This window comes from Streptomyces sp. NPDC015532 (genome assembly GCF_043078065.1).
Classification (GTDB): Bacteria; Actinomycetota; Actinomycetes; order Streptomycetales; family Streptomycetaceae; genus Streptomyces.
Map to the genome: position 1 here is coordinate 706408 of NZ_JBIBSY010000002.1, position 18254 is coordinate 724661.

The 18254-nt window shown below is 71.3% G+C and carries 16 protein-coding genes and 2 pseudogenes; 9 read left to right on the forward strand and 9 right to left on the reverse strand.

The window, feature by feature from the left end; translation table 11 throughout:
• Positions 1–57 precede the first annotated feature (57 nt).
• The 4 genes from ACF07B_RS09795 to pntB all read left to right on the forward strand — a co-directional run bounded on the left by ACF07B_RS09795 (position 58) and on the right by pntB (position 5792).
• A complete protein-coding gene (locus tag ACF07B_RS09795) occupies positions 58–720 on the forward strand; it encodes a response regulator transcription factor (protein WP_387295607.1) in 663 nt (220 codons plus the stop codon).
• Between the two features lie 32 nt (positions 721–752).
• Entirely contained in the window at positions 753–2420 is a 1668-nt protein-coding gene (locus ACF07B_RS09800; protein WP_392178754.1) for an ATP-binding protein, read from the forward strand.
• A gap of 354 nt (positions 2421–2774) precedes the next feature.
• Positions 2775–4331, forward strand: coding sequence for a Re/Si-specific NAD(P)(+) transhydrogenase subunit alpha (locus ACF07B_RS09805; RefSeq protein ID WP_392178478.1), 1557 nt, complete (start codon positions 2775–2777; stop codon positions 4329–4331).
• A gap of 6 nt (positions 4332–4337) precedes the next feature.
• Complete coding sequence (pntB, locus tag ACF07B_RS09810) at positions 4338–5792, forward strand: Re/Si-specific NAD(P)(+) transhydrogenase subunit beta (RefSeq protein WP_392178479.1); 1455 nt, start codon at positions 4338–4340, stop codon at positions 5790–5792.
• Between the two features lie 291 nt (positions 5793–6083).
• On the opposite strand, the gene ACF07B_RS09815 is transcribed toward pntB, so the two are convergent.
• From ACF07B_RS09815 to ACF07B_RS09835, 5 genes are all read right to left on the reverse strand, one after another.
• The gene (locus ACF07B_RS09815; RefSeq protein WP_392178480.1) at positions 6084–6473 is read right to left on the reverse strand and encodes a hypothetical protein; all 390 of its coding nucleotides are present in this window, start codon (positions 6471–6473) and stop codon (positions 6084–6086) included.
• Positions 6474–6621: 148 nt separating this feature from the next.
• A complete protein-coding gene (locus tag ACF07B_RS09820; protein WP_392178481.1) occupies positions 6622–7497 on the reverse strand; it encodes a PhzF family phenazine biosynthesis protein in 876 nt (291 codons plus the stop codon).
• A 28-nt stretch (positions 7498–7525) separates the two neighbouring features.
• Positions 7526–7996, reverse strand: coding sequence for a GNAT family N-acetyltransferase (locus ACF07B_RS09825; protein ID WP_392178482.1), 471 nt, complete (start codon positions 7994–7996; stop codon positions 7526–7528).
• Between the two features lie 92 nt (positions 7997–8088).
• Complete coding sequence (locus ACF07B_RS09830; protein WP_392178483.1) at positions 8089–9480, reverse strand: hypothetical protein; 1392 nt, start codon at positions 9478–9480, stop codon at positions 8089–8091.
• A gap of 202 nt (positions 9481–9682) precedes the next feature.
• The gene (locus ACF07B_RS09835) at positions 9683–10237 is read right to left on the reverse strand and encodes a chloramphenicol phosphotransferase CPT family protein (protein WP_392178484.1); all 555 of its coding nucleotides are present in this window, start codon (positions 10235–10237) and stop codon (positions 9683–9685) included.
• 131 nt (positions 10238–10368) lie between these two features.
• Between ACF07B_RS09835 and ACF07B_RS09840 the strand changes: the two genes are divergently transcribed.
• On the forward strand, positions 10369–10740 hold the full coding sequence (locus ACF07B_RS09840) for a VOC family protein (protein ID WP_392178485.1): 372 nt from the start codon (positions 10369–10371) through the stop codon (positions 10738–10740).
• A gap of 25 nt (positions 10741–10765) precedes the next feature.
• Here the strand turns inward: ACF07B_RS09840 and ACF07B_RS09845 are convergent, their stop codons facing one another.
• From ACF07B_RS09845 to ACF07B_RS09855, 3 genes and pseudogenes are all read right to left on the reverse strand, one after another.
• Positions 10766–10930, reverse strand: coding sequence for a hypothetical protein (locus ACF07B_RS09845; protein ID WP_392178769.1), 165 nt, complete (start codon positions 10928–10930; stop codon positions 10766–10768).
• Between the two features lie 52 nt (positions 10931–10982).
• Positions 10983–11582, reverse strand: a pseudogene (locus tag ACF07B_RS09850) (serine hydrolase); the annotation flags it as partial.
• Positions 11533–12060, reverse strand: a complete 528-nt coding sequence (locus tag ACF07B_RS09855) for a hypothetical protein (RefSeq protein ID WP_392178486.1) — start codon at positions 12058–12060, stop codon at positions 11533–11535. The pseudogene ACF07B_RS09850 and the gene ACF07B_RS09855, both read right to left, overlap by 50 nt.
• 688 nt (positions 12061–12748) lie before the next feature.
• Between ACF07B_RS09855 and ACF07B_RS09860 the strand changes: the two genes are divergently transcribed.
• The 4 genes and pseudogenes from ACF07B_RS09860 to ACF07B_RS09875 all read left to right on the forward strand — a co-directional run bounded on the left by ACF07B_RS09860 (position 12749) and on the right by ACF07B_RS09875 (position 16950).
• Complete coding sequence (locus tag ACF07B_RS09860) at positions 12749–13666, forward strand: ADP-ribosylglycohydrolase family protein (RefSeq protein WP_392178487.1); 918 nt, start codon at positions 12749–12751, stop codon at positions 13664–13666.
• A 124-nt stretch (positions 13667–13790) separates the two neighbouring features.
• Positions 13791–14018 (forward strand): annotated as a pseudogene (locus ACF07B_RS09865) (DUF4232 domain-containing protein); the annotation flags it as partial.
• Between the two features lie 295 nt (positions 14019–14313).
• Complete coding sequence (locus ACF07B_RS09870; protein WP_392178488.1) at positions 14314–15288, forward strand: NAD(P)-dependent alcohol dehydrogenase; 975 nt, start codon at positions 14314–14316, stop codon at positions 15286–15288.
• Between the two features lie 183 nt (positions 15289–15471).
• A complete protein-coding gene (locus tag ACF07B_RS09875) occupies positions 15472–16950 on the forward strand; it encodes a glutamate-cysteine ligase family protein (RefSeq protein ID WP_392178489.1) in 1479 nt (492 codons plus the stop codon).
• Positions 16951–17027: 77 nt separating this feature from the next.
• On the opposite strand, the gene ltaE is transcribed toward ACF07B_RS09875, so the two are convergent.
• Positions 17028–18146 (reverse strand): low-specificity L-threonine aldolase, encoded by a 1119-nt coding sequence (gene ltaE, locus ACF07B_RS09880; protein ID WP_392178490.1) that lies wholly within the window; start codon positions 18144–18146, stop codon positions 17028–17030.
• Positions 18147–18254: the final 108 nt, after the last annotated feature.

Genomic DNA, 18254 nt, shown 5'->3' on the forward strand with positions numbered 1-18254 from the left:
AAGGGCACCTGAAGCCACCTGAAGATCCCTTCAGGTTCCTTTTGGGAGGCTGGGCACATGCGCCTGTTGATCGTGGAGGACGAGAAGCGGCTCGCGGTCTCGCTGGCCAGGGGCCTGCGGGCCGAGGGCTTCGCCGTGGACGTCGTCCATGACGGGATCGAAGGACTCCACCTGGCCTCGGAAGGCGTTCACGACCTGGTGCTGCTCGACATCATGCTGCCGGGCCTCAACGGCTATCGCGTCTGCGCGGCCCTGCGCGCGGCGGGCCACAACATGCCGATCCTGATGCTCACGGCCAAGGACGGCGAGTACGACGAGGCCGAGGGCCTGGACACCGGCGCCGACGACTACCTCACGAAACCGTTCTCGTACGTCGTGCTGGTGGCGCGGGTGAAGGCGCTGCTGCGCCGCAGCGGCACGGCCGGCGCCTCGCCCGTCCTGCGCGTCGGGGGGCTCGTCGTCGACACCGCCACCCGCCGCGTGTGCCGGGACGAGACGGAAGTGACGCTCACCGCGAAGGAGTTCGCCGTGCTGGAACAGCTCGCGACACGGGCCGGGCAGGTGGTCGGCAAGCCCGAGATCCTGGAGCACGTCTGGGACTTCGCCTACGACGGAGACCCGAACATCGTCGAGGTGTACGTCAGCACGCTGCGACGCAAACTCGGCACCGACGCGATCCAGACCGTGCGCGGCGCCGGCTACCGGATGGCGGCCTCGTGAAGCGGCGGCTGTTCGGTTCCGTGAAGGCGACGATGGTCCTGTGGGCCACGGCCGTGGTGGCGGTCGCGCTGGTGGCCGCCGGGATCGCGGTGGTGATGTCCCTGCGCATGAACCTCACCGAGCAGGCGCAGAGCGAGGCGAACGACACGGCCCGCAGGATCGCCCTCGGGGTCGCCACCTGGCGCGGAGGTGACGCCCGGCTGCGGCTGCCCGAGGGCGCGCGGGAAGGAATCCCCGTGCAGGTGACGGACGAGAACGGGCACCTGCTGGCCGTCGGCGACGGGCTGGAGAGCATCAGCGGCACCGGCGTCACGGCCGTTCGCGTGACGCGGGCCGCCACCTCCCCCGCCACTGCCTCCCCGACTTCGTCCCCGTCCGCGACCCCGACGCCCACCCCGGCCCCCGCCACGCAGCTCGGCACCGAAGCGGCCGACGACCATGGCGGCGGCCGCGGCCGGGACAGGGACCGCGGCGGCGACGGCGCGGACGACAGCGGATCGGGCGGCCACGGCTCCGACGACAGCGGATCCGACGACAGTGGGTCGGGCGGCCACGGCTCGGACGACCACGGTGCCGTCGGGGACCCGACGCCCCAGGCGAACGACCCGGCCATCGGCGCCATCGGGGACACCGTCCAGGAGAGTTCCGGGCACGCGGTGGTCGACGGGCGCGGTGCCCCGTACCGGTTCGCCACCATCAAGGCCACGGATCTCGGCGGCCGCACGGTGCTGGTCCACGCGGGCGCCTCGTTGTCGGCCCGCGAGAGCGCCGTCCGCACCGCCGCGGTGGCGATGCTGGCGGGACTCCCGCTGATCCTGCTCGTCGTCGGCGGCGTGACCTGGCTGGTGACACGGCGGGCCCTCGCTCCCGTGGAGGGCATCCGGCGGGAGATGGCGGCGATCACCGCCTCCGAGGACCTGTCCCGACGCGTACCCGAACCCCCCTCGCACGACGAGGTGGCCCGGCTGGCCCGCACCACCAACGAGACGCTGACCGCGCTGGAGGCCGCCGTCGACCGGCAGCGGCGCTTCGTCGCCGACGCCTCCCACGAACTGCGCAGCCCCATCGCCTCGCTGCGCACCCAGCTCGAAGTCGGCTCCGCGCACCCGCAGTTGCTGGATGTGCCCGGCGCGGTCAAGGACACCGAGCGGTTGCAGCACCTCGCGGCCGATCTGCTGCTCCTCGCCCGGCTCGACGCCGGGGAGCGGCCGGGGCAGGGACGGGTCGGACTCGGTGAACTGGTCCGCGAGGAGGCGGGACGCCGTCCGGCCGACCGCACGCCGGTGTCCGTCCATGCCGACGAGGAACTTCACGTGAGGGGCTCGCGTGGTCAGTTGGCCCGCGTGATCGGCAACCTTCTGGACAACGCCCAGCGGCACGCGCACGACGAGGTCGTCGTGCGGATGGAGAGGCGGGGCGACCGGATCGTGCTCACCGTGGCGGACGACGGCAACGGTGTGCCGGCCGCCGAACGTGAGCGAATCTTCGAGCGGTTCGTACGACTGGACGACGCCCGCGCCCGCGACGACGGCGGTGCCGGGCTGGGCCTGGCCATCGCCCGCGACGTGGCGCACCGCCACGGGGGCACGCTCACCGCGGGCGAGGCGCCGTCCGGAGGCGCGCTGTTCGAACTACGCCTGCCCGCGGCGCCCCTCCCCTCTCACGCACACGCGACTGCGGAGCGGAACCAGGAGTCCTGATGTGTCCGGCAATTGCCGGACACCGTATGCGGCGGAGTCCGGCCGTGTCCGGCCCGCGTGCCGGGAGTTCCGCCGCCCGCACCGGGGCGGCCGAAAACGGGAGCGGGAGCGGGCTCAGGGGGCGGGCCATGCCCACTCCTGAGCCATCGAAACGGTGGGGAACATGTCCGGAACGCTGTACCACGGTGTCCAACCCGTGTTGTCGGCAACAGACCTCGCGTGAAACAAGTCACGGCTGCGCGCTGTGCCGAACAGCCTGCTCCACCATGTAAGTTCCTGCGTCCAAGGGGCGTGGACTCCCCCTGATCACCCATTCGTGCCTGCACATCTGCGCCCCCTGAGGGAGACATCACCATGCCCGCAGAAGAATCGGCCCATCACCCGCCTCAGCGCATCGGAGTAGTGGCCGAGTCCACGTCCGGGGAGACCCGTGTCGCGGCGACGCCCGCCACAGTGCGCCAGTTGGTGGGACTGGGCTACGAGGTCGTCGTCGAGTCGGACGCCGGCACGGCGTCGGGTTTCACGGACGACGCCTACGGTGACGCGGGCGCACGGATCGGCGACGCCTGGCAGACGGACATCGTGCTCAAGGTCAACGCCCCGTCGACGGGCGAGATCACGCGCGTGCCCGACGGCTCGACCCTGATCGGCCTGATCAGTCCGGCCCAGCGGGCGGACCTGCTCGCGGAACTCGCGAACCGGCCCATCACCGTGCTGGCCCTGGACGCGGTACCGCGGATCTCGCGGGCGCAGTCCATGGACGTGCTCAGTTCCATGGCCAACATCGCCGGCTACCGGGCCGTGATCGAGGCGGCGCACGTGTTCGGGCGCTTCTTCACCGGCCAGGTGACGGCCGCGGGCAAGGTCCCGCCGGCGAAGGTGCTGATCGCCGGGGCCGGTGTGGCCGGTCTGGCCGCCATCGGTGCCGCCTCCAGTCTCGGCGCGATCGTCCGGGCGACCGATCCACGGCCCGAAGTGGCCGACCAGGTGAAGTCGTTGGGCGGCGAGTACCTCGCGGTGAACGTGGCGCAGGAGGCGAGCACCGACGGCTACGCCAAGGCGACCTCCGCCGACTACGACCGGGCCGCCGCCGAGCTGTACCACGGGCAGGCGAAGGACGTGGACATCGTCGTCACGACCGCGCTGATCCCGGGCCGCCCCGCCCCGCGCCTGCTCACGGCGGAGGACGTGGCGGCGATGAAGCCCGGCAGCGTCATCGTCGACATGGCCGCCTCCCAGGGCGGCAACGTGGCGGGAACCGTCGCCGGCCGCACCGTGGTCACCGACAACGACGTGACGATCATCGGCTACACCGATCTGGCGTCCCGGCTGCCCACCCAGGCCTCGCAGTTGTTCGGCACCAACCTGGTGAACCTGATCAAGCTGCTGACGCCCGGCAAGGACGGCCGGCTGGTCATCGACTTCGACGACGTGGTCCAGCGGGCGGTGACCGTGGTGCGCGAGGGTGAGATCACCTGGCCGCCGCCGCCCGTGGCCGTCTCGGCCCCGGCCGCTCCTCAGCCCGCCCCCGTGGCGGCTGCCGCACAGCCGAAGGAGCCGCGGCTCACCCCGGCGGTCCGCTTCGCCCTGCTCGGCGCGGGCATGCTGGCGATGTTCGCCCTCGTCGCCTTCGCCCCCGCTCAACTGGCCGCGAACTTCACGGTCTTCACCCTGGCGGTGGTGATCGGCTACTACGTGATCGGCAAGGTGCACCACGCGTTGCACACGCCGCTGATGTCCGTCACCAACGCGATCTCCGGGATCGTGGTGATCGGAGCGCTGCTCCAGATCGGGCACGAGAGCGCGGTCGTCACGACGCTCTCGTTCGTGGCGATCCTGCTGACGAGTGTCAACATCTTCGGCGGCTTCGCCGTCACCCGCCGCATGCTGTCCATGTTCTCGAAGGGCTGAGCCGCCATGACTACCACTACAGCGTCCCACGCTGCGGACCTGGTCGCCGCCCTGCTGTTCATCCTCAGCCTGGCGGGACTGTCCCAGCACCGCACCTCCCGTGCCGGCGTCGTGTACGGCATCGCCGGCATGGCCCTCGCCCTGGTCGCCACCGTCGTGCTCGCGGCACAGAGCATCACCGCGGGCGCGGTCACGCTGATCGTCGTCGCGATGGTGCTCGGCGCCGCGATCGGCATCTGGCGGGCGCGGCGGGTCGAGATGACCGAGATGCCCGAACTCATCGCCGTGCTGCACAGCTTCGTCGGCCTCGCCGCGGTGCTGGTCGGGTGGAACAGCTACCTGGAGGTCGAGGCGCACGGCGCCGCGCAGAGGCACGTCACGGCCGATCTGCTGGGGATCCACCACGCCGAGGTGTTCATCGGCATCTTCATCGGCGCGGTCACCTTCACCGGCTCGATCGTCGCCTTCCTCAAGCTGTCGGGGCGCGCCAAGTCCCGTCCGCTGGTCCTGCCGGGCAAGAACGCGCTCAACGTCGCGGCGCTGGTGGCGTTCGTGGCGCTGACGGTCTGGTTCACGATCAGCCCCGGCCTCGGTCTGATGATCGCCGTGACCGTGCTCGCGCTCGCGCTCGGCTGGCATCTGGTGGCCTCGATCGGCGGCGGCGACATGCCCGTCGTCGTCTCGATGCTCAACAGCTACTCCGGCTGGGCCGCGGCGGCGGCGGGGTTCCTGCTCGACAACAACCTGCTGATCGTCACGGGCGCGCTCGTCGGATCCTCGGGTGCCTACCTGTCGTACATCATGTGCAAGGCGATGAACCGGTCCTTCATCTCGGTCATCGCGGGCGGCTTCGGCATCGAGGCTCCCGCCGGCGGGGACGAGGAACAGGGCGAGCACCGTGAGATCCACGCCCGTGAGGTGGCCGAGCTTCTGACCCAGGCCCGGTCGGTCGTCATCACCCCCGGCTACGGCATGGCCGTGGCCCAGGCGCAGCACCCGGTCGCCGAGCTCACGCGTCAGCTGCGCGAGCGCGGCGTGGAGGTCCGCTTCGGCGTCCACCCCGTGGCCGGCCGTCTGCCCGGACACATGAACGTGCTGCTCGCCGAGGCCAAGGTGCCGTACGACATCGTCCTGGAGATGGACGAGATCAACGACGACCTCGCCGACACGTCCGTCGTCCTGGTCATCGGCGCCAACGACACCGTCAACCCGGCCGCGGAGGAGGACCCCACGAGCCCGATCGCGGGCATGCCGGTCCTGCGGGTATGGGAGGCGGAGCAGGTCGTCGTCTTCAAGCGCTCCATGGCTTCCGGCTACGCGGGGGTGCAGAACCCGCTGTTCTTCCGCGAGAACAGCGGCATGCTCTTCGGCGACGCCAAGCAGAGCGTCGAGGACATCCTTCGCGCCCTCCCCTCCGACCCGCGCGCCCAGGCATCAAGCGAAGCCGCCCTCGCCCACTGAGGCCCCCGAGCCCCAGCACCCCGCCTCCACGTCACGCAGGCCGCGCGCGGTTCCGGGAACGGCCCCGCGCCGCCATGGACCCGGCTGCCACCTCAGGCGGCCGGGTCCGTCCCGGCCGCACCTCCACGCTCCGGGCGACCGTGGTGCGTAGCACAGGACGATCCGAACACGATGGGGACAGGTGATCGACCGGGTGAGTCCTAGTCGCCCGAGGAGCCGAAGATGCCCAGCTGAGTGGGTCTTTCATCGGAGTAGAGGACGACGTAATAGCCGGTCCACCCCATCCGGCGCTCACCCAGCAGACTCCGCGCATGCTCCTCGTGGCTCGTGGCTCGTCGCCTCAGCAGCAGCGGCGACGAGTTTCTCGTACTGCTCGACCGTGGGACGTCCGGTAGCGAAGTGGTGAGCCACCCGGCTCGCCGCCAGTGGGCGGAGGGTGCCGTAGTCAGAGGGACGGGACGGAACCGGCGGGGCATCTGGGGCGACGACCCTGTCGATGTCGAGGATCGTATGGGTGCCCTCCGTCCCCATGAACTCCTCGTCCTCGTACAGGTCCTCGATGCTTCGGTAGCTCGATCCGTCGCCGTACTCCTCCTGAAACACCCTGGCCCGCAAGGCCTCCAGAGCCACCTCGACGTCCCCGTCGTACCCAGCGACGTAGTCCCACCCACTGGCGCCCATCGAGCCGCCCTTCCCCGAAGATCGCGTACGACCGAACGGTAACGGCGGGCACTGACACCGGGGCTCCCGCAACCGCCGGCCGGGACGTGTCCGGCTGACGGTCGCAGCCGTGTGTGCAGCCGGACGACTGCCGGACGGCTCGGAGCCGCTAGTGGATGCGGGTTCCTGTGCCGCTGACGCGGACGCGGGGGTCGCCCGGTCGCAGCGTCACGGTGAGCCGGCCCGGGCGGCCCAGGTCCTCGCCCTGGTGCAGGGTGAGGACGGCGTCCTCGGGGACCAGGCCGAACTCACGGGCGTACGCACCGAACGCGGCGGCCGCGGCACCGGTCGCGGGGTCCTCGACGACACCGCCGACGGGGAAGGGATCGCGGACGTGGAAGACGGTGGCTGCCTCTCGCCAGACCAGCTGGATCGTGGTCAGGTCCAGGCGGTGCATGAGGGTTTCGAGGCGCGCGAAGTCGTACGCGAGGTCCGCGAGGCGAGCGCGTGTCGCCGCCGCGAGGACGAGGTGGCGGGCACCGGCGAACGCGATGCGGGGCGGGAAGGCCGGGTCGAGGTCGGCGGCCGGCCAGTCGAGCGCGGCGAGCGCCTCCGTGAGGTCGGCGCCGGCGATCTCCTCGATGCGCGGCTCCACGCTGGTGAGCGTGGCCCGGATCGTCCCGCCCTCCTGGGCCACCTCCACCGGCACGACGCCGGCGCGCGTCGAGAACACCAGCTCCCCGGGACCGATGCGCTCCGCCAGCGCCAGGGCCGCCGCGACGGTGGCATGCCCGCAGAACGGTACCTCCGCCTTGGGGCTGAAGTAGCGGACGGCGTACGTACGTCCCTCCTGGCCTCCGAGTCTCTCCGGGGACGGGGTCAGGAACGCGGACTCCGAGTACCCGAGTTCGGCGGCGATGGCCAGCATGTCGCTGTCGTCGAGGGCGGTGGCGTCCAGAACGACGCCGGCGGGATTTCCGCCGTCGGGGGTGCTGGAGAAAGCGGTGTAGCGCACTACGTCGGGCCGGGGTGCGTTCGTCGTCATGATCGTCAGAACCCGGGACACCCGCCGGCTATTCCGGGTCCAGCTCCAACGTGCCCACCGTCTGGTCGCCGCTGGTCTCCCCCGTGGGCCGGAATCCGAGCGTCCGGTAGAACTCTCCGGGGCCGTCCGGGCCGGGGTGCCAGGTGGTGGTCAGACGCGTGCCTCCCCGGCGCCGGATCTCGGCGGCCACGGACTGTACGGCGAAGCGTCCGTAGCCCCGGCCCTGCCGTCCGGCCGCGATGTTGAGGCGCCAGAGTCCGGAGCGGAGGTCGGTACCGTCGCCGGTCCAGTCGATGTCGAAGAAGGCCATGAGGAACCCGACGGCCTCGTCGCCGTCGCGGATGAGCCGGGGCCAGGCGATGCCGGGGTGAACGTACGCCTCGGCGAGCGACTTCACGACGGGTGCCACCGCGTGTTCCTGGTCGGGGCGGACCCTCAGGCCGATGGCGGCCTCAAGGTTGTCGGGGGTGATCTCTTGCAGGTGCAGGGAAGAAGGCATGCCCGAACTCTATGCAGGGACGGCGCGTTGTCTGTCGGGGCGTCGCTCGGACCGCGGCGCGGGACGAGCGGCGGTCGTACCCCCCTCAGGGCTCACCGGGAAGACCTCCGGCGCCGCACGTACAAGGCCATGGCGAGGGCGAGCAGCGGGACGACGACAGCGGTGCCGATGTAGAAGCCGGGAGTGGCCCAGGCCGGGCCCGGCCATACCGACACGGCGGCGTCCGCGGTGTCATCGGCCGGCTCGGTGTCACGGCTGGGTCGACCCGGGTCGCCGTCCGAGACCGTGACGTGGCCGCCGCGGCCGGCGCCGTCCTTGTCGATGCGGAGGGTGAAGGGGAAGGTCGTCGTGGCCCCCACCGCCCCGACGCGAGCGGTGCACACATACCGTCGGGCACTCGGCTGCTTCTCGGATGCCTCGGCCAGCGGTGCGTCATGGGCGGCGACGGCCCGGCAGTCCTGGTCGATCACCTCCTCGTCGCGCTCGAAGCTGTACGGCGACGCCATGACGGTGGTGCCCTCCGGGACCGTGAAGACGACCTTCGCCGTGGCCGGCAGCGCACCGGGGCCGTCGTTCCGCACACCGATCCGTACCGTGGCCAGGCTGCCGACGGGGCCACGGGCCGTGTCGGCGGTCGCCGCGAGGTCGCTCCGGTTGCGCACGCTCACCTGGAGCACCTCGCGGCCGTCGTCGGCCGTACCTGTCGCGGCGGGGTCGGTCCCGGACGCGGGGGCGAAACGCAGCGGAGACCCGCTGCCCGGCCGGTACCCCGATGCGACCTCGGCCGGGGGCACGTAGTCGGTACCGATGGCGGCAACGGTGAAGTTCACGGTCGGATAGGTGGCGTCCCGCTCGGTTCGCAGGTGTTCGGGGGCGTCCACGTCGTACGACCGACCGGGCGCAATCGTCACGTCGTCGGCGAGGAGCCGGCACCACGCCGAAGTGTCGCCTCGATAGCGGCAGTTGCGGTGCCGGTCGGTGAGCGTGACGCCGTCCTGCCCTTCCATGCGCAGCGCCACTCCGCGGGCGGGCACGTCACCGGCATTGCGGACGGTCAGACGGACCGCGAGGCTCTCACCGGGTTCCACGGGGCCCGGATCGGGGTGCAGGGCGACCCGGAGCTCCGGTCTGCCGACGACGATCAGGGAGTGACCGGTGACAGGCGGCCGGCCGGGTGCGGTCACGCGGTAGCGCAGCACCCCGGAGTCGCCCGCTTTCGCGCCTTTCGCGGGGCTCAGGTGGAAGGCCTGGATGCCCTCTGCGTCTGTCGGACCCACCTGCGTGTCGCAGTGGTAGACGGGCAGGTGGACGACGCACGCGTCCAGCGCCCGCTTGACGGTGACGACGTCCTTCAGATCGCCGGCGTCGAAGGTGATCCTCAGTTTGACCGCCGCTCCGCCGGTTCGTTCCTGGACCCGCAGGTCGGATTCGCCTCGTTGCCGATCCCGGGAGACGTAGAAGACCGGGGGAGCCACCAGTGTCACGTCGGCTCCCCCATCTGAGGAACACCCTGAGAGGCCGGCGCTCATGACGCCCAGCACGAGCAGGAGGACCACGACGACTCCGCGCCCGCGGATCAAAAGGCCCGCTTCCCCGCTCGGCTCCCCGAAGGGGCGACCGTCCCGCCGTAACGTGTGCATGATCACCACACTGCCGAGTCGAGGTCACGTTCGCGCCTCGCTCAGGTCACGGGGTGCAGCGATCGCGGAGGCGGGCGAAGGCGGTCGGGCGGGGGCGAAGCGGAAGGAAGTCCCTGATCTTCTCAGCGCATTCGCGCGCGCTCGACGTGCTGGTGTCGCACTCCAGGTCGTAGTCGCCGTGACGGTGGACGAGGTCGTACTGGTGCGCGGCCAGGCCCGACGGGCGGTCTCCGCGCGCCTGTTCCCGGCGTACGAGTTCGTCCAACGGACAGTGGACGCCTACGAACAGCACGTCCTCGGCACGGAGAACCGACAGGCAGTCGAGCAACCGCCATGGCTCGCTGAGCACATGGTCCACGATGATGTCGTTGCCGACCTCGGCCATCGCCGCGATCGAGCGGTGGAAGCCCATCCTGGTCCGCCGCAGCGCGCTTTCGAGTTCCTCCGTTTCGAGGGCTCGCTTGGTACGCATCGCGTTGAAGCTGTCCACCGCCAGGTGGAAGAAGACACCGTCGTCGAGCACGTCGAGCAACTCGCGGGCGACGCTCGACTTTCCTGAACTGGACGTTCCATTGAGGAAGATGATGCGGCCGGCTGTCATACGGGCATGATCACACGGCTGATTCCACTCGGAGGTCCCCAAGGCGCCCCTGCGCGGACGGCCGACCCGGGCGCCGGACGGCATCCCGGGGACGAGGACGTCCGACGCCCTTTGTCCGGCAGAATCGGCGCATGCTGAAAGTCGGTTCCGTCGTCGTGGGTGTCTCGGATGTGCCGTGCGCGGCCGCGTTCTGGACGGAGGCTCTGGACTACGTCCCCCGCGACGCGTTGGAGGACGACTGGGTCGTACTCGTACCGGCCGACGGGGCCGCCGGAGTCCAGCTGTCACTGGGCCTCAGCGAGACGCCGGTGCAGGAGCGTCCGCGCATCCACCTGGATCTGTACGCCGGGGACGCCGCCGACCAGGCCGCGGAGGTCGAGCGCCTGGTGTCCCTGGGCGCGCGGCGCGTCGACTGGGATCTCTATCCGGACGACGCCGACTTCGTGGTGCTCGCCGATCCCGACGGCAACCGTTTCTGCGTCATCGACACCGGTCACCACTGACGGGATGCCCTCACGGGCGGTTCTGTCATGTGCGGGGACTCTCCACCCCGACGGTACGGCGGACCGTCTCGAAGCCGACCACTTCGATGCGGGGAGTGTCGTCGACGTCCCTCGTGAGGAGGACCTTGTTCTCGACGAGCAGTCCGCCGGTCACCACATGGCTGCCGTCGGGCAGGACGCCGAGCGGCATGGTCCGGGGGCCGAGGTGGAGGTTCAGGTCGCGGGTGAGGTTCGGGCAGGAACCCGATGTACGAGGTGAAGCCGTCGATTCCGCCGTTGTGCCAGATCAGCGAGGTACCGTCACGGAACCGGTTGTGGATCCACCCCATCCCGTATCCGGACGCGGTGACGTCCGGGTCGAACTCCGGCGAGAGCGGGACCGGGATGTGCGGCTTCCAGCACACGGTGAGGTTCTTGGCCGACACCACACGGCGGCCGTCCACGGAGACACCCCGTCGCAGGTGCGTGCGGACGTAGGCGGCCATGTCGTCGAGTGAGGCGAGAGTGCCGCCGGCCGGGGCGTAGCTGCCGACCGGCCCGTAGGCGAGCGGCCGGCCGGCGCCGGTGAGGTCGGGTGCGTAGCCGCGCATGAAGTCGGTGACCAGTCCCCGGGGGTCGTCCGCGATCCGGGCACCCGCCATACCGGCCGGCCCGTACACGCGGCGCCACATCTCGTCCGCGAACGTGCCGGTCAGGGCGTCGGCGGACACACCGGAGGCGAGCAGCGGGAGGTAGCCGCCCACGGAGTACACCGTGTTGTAAAGAACACGGCCCCGCCGCCGGCCTCCCGTGTCAGCGGCCGTCGATGACGAGGTACTGGCCCTGCGTGTCGTAGTCGACACGGCAGTCCAGGTTGCCCTCGGCGGCGCAGTTCGGCCTGGCCCTGCCGTCCGCGTCGACGGTCGCCGTGACACGGACCTGCCCGGCGCCGCCCTCCGACCGGTACACGGCGGTGGAGGGGCCGTCGATCGGAACGATGACGCTGTAGTTCGGGTAGATGGAGCGGGGGTATTCGCCGCTGCCCTCCTGCGAGGCGAGCTGCACCCCGGCGAACGGCAGGCGGACTCCGGTCATGATGCGCACCGCGGCCGCGTTCGCTCCCGGGGCACCGACCCCCGGCGTCTGGACCCCGTTCCCGTTCCCGGAGCCGACGACGTTGTCGTGGCCGACGTTGAAGATGTCGCCGTCCGCGCGCTGGTACACGTTGGTGATCACGATCAGGGGGCCGTCGCCCTTGTCGGCCGCGGCTGCGGCGGTGCAGGGCAGGGCGACGAGGGCGGAGGCGAGCAGCGCGGCGGCCCTGGCAACTGTGCGGTTCACAGATCGTTCCTTCGCGTTGGTCCGTTGACTTCGGAGTCGACCGTAGGAACTGCGCAACCGCTCGTACGGCACCGTCGCCCGCCCGGGTGGTGTCGCTGCGCCGATCGCCACACGCCGCGCCGACGCGCAGCCGGACACGTCCGCAGGTCCGCCACGGCGTCAGCCTCCACCTGGTCCCTCCGCACCGCTCCCGAGGGAGCGGTGTCGCGGAGAGCCCCGGGTGGCGGTGTGTTCCGCCACCCGGGGCTCAGTGTTCCGGGCGTGTTGTGTCAGGTGTTCGCGTCGGGGATCAGGTGGTTTTGGTCCGGTCCCAGGTCCAGGAACCGGTGCCCGAGTGCCAGACCTTGACGGGGTTGTTGAAGCCGGCGCCGTTCGAGGTGAAGGTCCACAGAGCGGAGTGACCGCGCCCGTCGGAGGTGTTGGCGTACTTGCGAAGCGGGTCTGGCGGCGGGCGAGGAGACCTATGTGACCGTCTGCACGGCCCCCGCCACCGGAGGGTTCGCAGTTGACTGAGGAGAAAGAGGAACGACCCCGGCCCGGCGGATGTTCAGCGGGCTCCGGGTCCCCGGTCAGGCGGCGGTCCCTGCCACGGTGGTAGCCGTGCTCGCCCGGCACCATGCCCGAACCAGAAGCGCGTGCGGGCCGAAAACGGCGTGCCGGAGTGCCGGGGCGCTGTGATACTGCTCCGATGATCAACGTGCCTGCCGCCGCGATGGACTCGCTGAACGGCCTTGCCTTCGGTGACGCCTTCGGTGACCGTTGGTTCGGCATCCTGCGGCGGAACGGTCCCGCGGCCCTCGAAGCCCGGACGCTGCCCCCGGAGCCGCTGTGGCGGTGGAGTGACGACACGGCCCAGGCCCTCGTCCTCGTCCGCGAACTCGCCGAGGGCGGCGGCACCATCGACCAGCACCGCCTCGCTCTGCGCTTCGCGGCCGCCTACACCGAGGACACGCACCGCGGTTACGGAGCCTCGATGCACGACGTGCTCCGCAGGATAGGGGCGGGCGAACCCTGGCAGGAGGTGGTCGCCGGACAGTTCGGCGGCCTGGGTTCCTGGGGCAACGGCGCGGCCATGCGCGCCGCCCCGCTCGGCGCCTGGCACGCCGCCGACCTCGACACGGCCGCCGAGGAGGCCGCCCGCCAGGGCGCGGTCTCGCACCACCATCCGGAGGCGGTGACCGCGGCGGTGGCGGTCGCTCTCGCCGCGGCGCTGGCAACGCGCAGCCGGGGCGGAATCGCTCCGGCACGACCGGACTTCCTCCAGGCAGTCGCCGCACGACTCCCCGACAGCGACGTCCGGTCGGGGGTGCGGATCGCGGCCCGGATGCCGGAACGCACCTCGGTTCGGCACGCCGCGGAGGTCCTGGGCTCCGGCTACAGGATGTCCGGGCCCGACACCGTGCCCTACGCCCTGTGGTGCGCGGCCGGACACCTCGACGACCTGCACGAGGGCCTGTGGTTCACGGTCGCCGGGCGCGGTGACATCGACACCACCTGCGCCATCGCGGGCGGGGTGATCGCCGCTCGCACGGGAGTCGCCGCTCTTCCCCCTGCCTGGCACACAGCCCGGGAACCGCTGCCCCCGGTCCTGTCGGAGCAGGAGTAGGAGCGTTCGGAACCTCGGCGGGGATCACCGGTTTCCCTCCGAGGTCCCGGACCGGACGTCCGTACGTGCCGTGGTCGCGCTCCCCCGGCACGACCTCCGGGCGGCACCGGGGCCGTGCCCGGGCGGGCGGACCGTCCTCAAGAGCGGGCAGTCGACAGCCTTCGGCATCACCTGCCCGCTCAACGAGTCGGGCGGCTCCGGCGTCCGCGTCACCGGCCTGCTGGTGACCCCGCCGAACGAGACGAAGACGGTCACCCTCGTCCGGCCGGGCGGCCCCACCCTGCCCTCCACGGACGGCTCCGGCGCCCCGGTGCAGGTCGGCCCGATCGGAAGCGCCGGCCAGGGCGGCTGACCCGTACACCCGGGAAACCGCGGCTCGCGACAGCGGTCCGGCTCGTCCGGCCCGGCTCAGGGCCGGGACGCGCCGGGCCCGCAGCGTCTGCCGGACGCTCGTTCAGGGGTGGGGCCCGGCCGGCCCGCCGTGCGCGGCGGCGCGGCACCGACGTGACGCGCCGCCGGCCTCCGCGCGTCACCTAGGGATTCGCCCCGGTACCGGCGCCGCGGTCGCTTGCCTACCATCGTGAGTGGCGCTGAACATCCGGTCAGCCGTTCCATCCCGCACCGAACTCGTGCGCCACGGAGGCCCGATGAAGGCGATCGCCCAGGACCGGTACGGCTCACCCGACGTCTTGGAGCTCAGAGACGTCGACACGCCGGCCGTCGCCGACGGGGAGGTACTGGTTCGCGTCCACGCGGCCTCGGTCAACGCCCGCGACTGGCACCTCATGCGGGGTGACCCGTACCTGGCGCGCCTGGCGCTCGGGGTGAGCGGTCCGAAGACGAGGATCAGGGGTACGGACTTCGCGGGCCGGGTGAAAGCGGTGGGCAGAGCCGTGACCCGGTTCCGTCCCGGCGACGAGGTGTTCGGCGAGACCGAGAGCGCGTTCGCCGAGTTCGTGTGCGCATCGGACAACGTGGTGGAGCCGAAACCGGCCGCCCTGTCGTTCGAGCAGGCGGCCGCGTTGCCGCTGGCGGGGAACACCGCGCTGATGGGCCTGCGGGACCTGGCGCAGGTGCGGCCAGGGCAGGAGGTACTGATCAATGGCGCGTCCGGCGGTGTGGGCACCTTCGCGGTGCAGATCGCCAAGGCGTTCGGCGCGGAAGTGACGGGCGTGTGCAGTGCGAGGAACGGCGAACTGGTCCGGTCACTGGGCGCGGATCACCTCATCGACTACGCCCAGGAGGACTTCACCCGCAAGGGACGGCGGTACGACGTCGTCTTCGACCTGGTGGGGAACCACACGCTGGCCGGGTTCCGTCGCGCACTGAAGCCCACGGGGACGATCGTTCTCTCCGGTGGGGGCGTGTTCGACGGCGGGAGCGTCATCGGGCCGATGGGTCTCCTCATCAGGGGGCAGGTGATGTCTCGCTTCGCCCGGCACCGGCTGCACGTCCTCACGGCGACACCGAGCAGGGAGAACCTGGCGGCCCTGAGGGACCTCGCCGACTCCGGGAAACTCACCCCTGTCATCGACCGCACCTACTCCCTGAGCGAAGCTCCCGAGGCCATCCGGTACCTCGAAGGGGAGCACGCGCGCTCGAAGGTCGTCATCACCCTCTGACCGAGAACCGTCCGGAGCGGACCCGCCACCACGGCTTCGGCACCTTCCGAAGCGCAACGGCCACCGCGTGTGACCGCCGTCCTCGGCTCCGGCCCGGCGGGGAGGGGCGTCCCGCATGGTCAGACCCGCCCCATGGTGCGACGCTGGAGGGAAAAGGTATCCGTGGGGCACCCGGGAGGGCCGATGGGACGCGACGTTCCGGCACAGGTCTTCACCCGCGAGGACCGTCGCCGGTACCGGATCAAGATGCAGGAGTGTCTCGACGCCTTCGCGCAGATGCTGCGGGAGTCACGCTTCGACGTGGAGCGGCCCCGGGTGGGCCTGGAGATCGAGCTGAACCTGACCGACACCGAGGGCGAGCCGACGATGCGGAACGCCGACGTGCTGGCGGCCATCGCGGACCCCGCCTGGGACACCGAGCTGGGCCGGTTCAACCTGGAGATCAACGTTCCGCCCCGGCGGCTGATCGCGGGCGGCCCGGACGCCTGGGAGGAGGAGATCCGCGCCGCCCTGAACCACGCGGACGAGCGCGCCCGGACGATCGGCGTCCATCTGATCATGATCGGCATCCTGCCCACCCTGCGGGAGACGGACGTCGGACCGGACGCGCTGTCGGAGAACGCCCGCTATCAGCTGATCAACGAGCAGGTCTTCGCGGCTCGCGGCGAGGATCTGCTCATCGAGGTGGACGGTATCGACCGGCTGCGGACCTACGCGGACACCATCACGCCGGAGGCCGCGTGCACGAGCACGCAGTTCCATCTCCAGGTCTCACCTGAGGAGTTCGCCGACTACTGGAACGCGGCGCAGGCGATCGCCGGAGTCCAGGTCGCGCTGGCGGCCAACTCGCCCTTCCTGTTCGGCAAGGAGCTGGCGCACGAGACCCGTATCCCGCTGTTCGAGCAGGCGACGGACACCCGCCCTCAGGAGATCAAGGCGCAGGGCGTCCGGCCCCGGGTCTGGTTCGGGGAGCGGTGGATCACCAGCGTCTTCGATCTCTTCGAGGAGAACCTGCGCTACTTTCCCGCGCTGCTGCCCCTGTGCGAGGACCAGGACCCCACGCAGACGCTGGAGCGCGGGGACACGCCGGAGCTGTCCGAACTCACCCTGCACAACGGGACGATCTACCGGTGGAACCGTCCGGTCTACGCCGTCGCGGAGGGCCGACCGCACCTGCGCGTGGAGAACCGCGTGCTGCCCGCGGGCCCGACGGTCGCCGACACCCTCGCCAACGGCGCCTTCTACTACGGTCTGACCCGCGCCCTGGTGGAGGAGGACCGGCCGGTGTGGTCACGGATGTCCTTCTCGGCCGCCGAGGACAACCTGCACGCCGCGGCCCGGCACGGCATCGACGCCCGGCTGTACTGGCCGGGAGTGGGTGAGGTGCCGGTTCCCGAACTCGTCCTGCGGCGACTGCTGCCGCTGGCGCACCGGGGCCTGGAGCGCTCGGGCATGGACGCGGCCTGGCGGGAGCCGCTGCTCGGCATCATCGAGCAGCGGTGCGTCACCGCGCGCAACGGAGCCGTCTGGCAGAAGGAGATGCTGCACCGCTTCGAAGCGTCGGACCACTGCGGCCGTCACGAGGCCCTGCGCCGCATGACCCGGCAGTACATCGACTACATGCACCTCAACGCACCGGTCCACACCTGGCCGGTGGACTGACCCCGGCCGGGCGCGCGCGTTCCGAGGACCGGCTTCGGCCTTTCCCCCGGGACGCGCTGGCCAACAGACCTACGGGATCAGCCTGTTGCCGTCTCGGCCAAGGTCTCGCGCACGATCCGCACCGCGCGTTCGGTGTCGGCGCGCGTCACGTCCAGGTGGAACACGAAGCGCAACTGGCCCGGATATCCCGCGCACAGCAGCCCACGGCGCGCCAGCCGGTCGCGCACCTCGTCGGTCTCAAGACCGGGGGCGGAACGCGCGAAGACCATGTTGGTCCCGCTGGGTTCCATCGTCAGGCCCGGCACGTCCTTCAGGCTCTCGGCGAACAGCGCGGCGTGCGCGTGGTCGTCGGCGAGGCGCGACACCTGGTGGTCGAGCGCGTGAAGGGCCGCGGCGGCCAGGACGCCGGCCTGCCGCATGCCGCCGCCCAGGACCTTGCGCCAGCGCCGCGCCTCGGCCACGAACTCCCGTGAACCCACGAGCGCCGAGCCGACCGGCGCCCCCAGGCCCTTGCTGAAGCAGACCGACACGCTGTCGAAGTGCCCGGCGATCAGCCGCGCCTGCTCGTACGGATCGCCGCCACCGGCCACCGCGGCGTTGAACAGCCGTGCCCCGTCCAGGTGCGTGGCGAGTCCGTGGTCGCGGGCCACATGCGTGGCTGTCTTCAGGTAGTCCATCGACACGACTCGGCCACCGATGGTGTTCTCCAGGCAGAGCAACCGCGTGCGCGCGAAGTGCGCGTCGTCCGGTTTGACGGCCGCCGCGATGTCCAGCGGGTCCAGCGTCCCGTCCGCCCGGTGCGGCAGCGGCTGGGGCTGAATGCCTCCGAGCACGGCGGCGCCACCGCCCTCCCACCGGTACATGTGGGCCATCTGCCCGGCGATGTACTCGTCCCCGCGGCCACAATGGGTCAGCAGGGCGCACAGGTTGCTCTGTGTCCCCGAGGAGACGAACAGCGCGGACTCGAATCCGAGCAGCCCGGCGATCCGCTCCTGGAGCGCGTTGACGGTGGGATCGTCACCGAAGACGTCGTCACCGACCTCGGCCTCGGCCATCGCCCGGCGCATCGCCTCGCCGGGGCGGGTGACGGTGTCGCTGCGCAGATCGATGAGCCGCCCGGGCTCACCGGGGGCGGCATCGGACGCGTTCACGGCGCGGGAGACATCGGTGGCACGGGGGGAATCAGTGGTGGGCACACGCACACTCTGCCACGCCGGAAGTGGCCTCCCGTGCCGGGGTTCCCGGCGAGCCTTCGAGGCCTCGTACGTCGTCGTCACGGCGTCCTGTACGCGCCCGTCGTACGC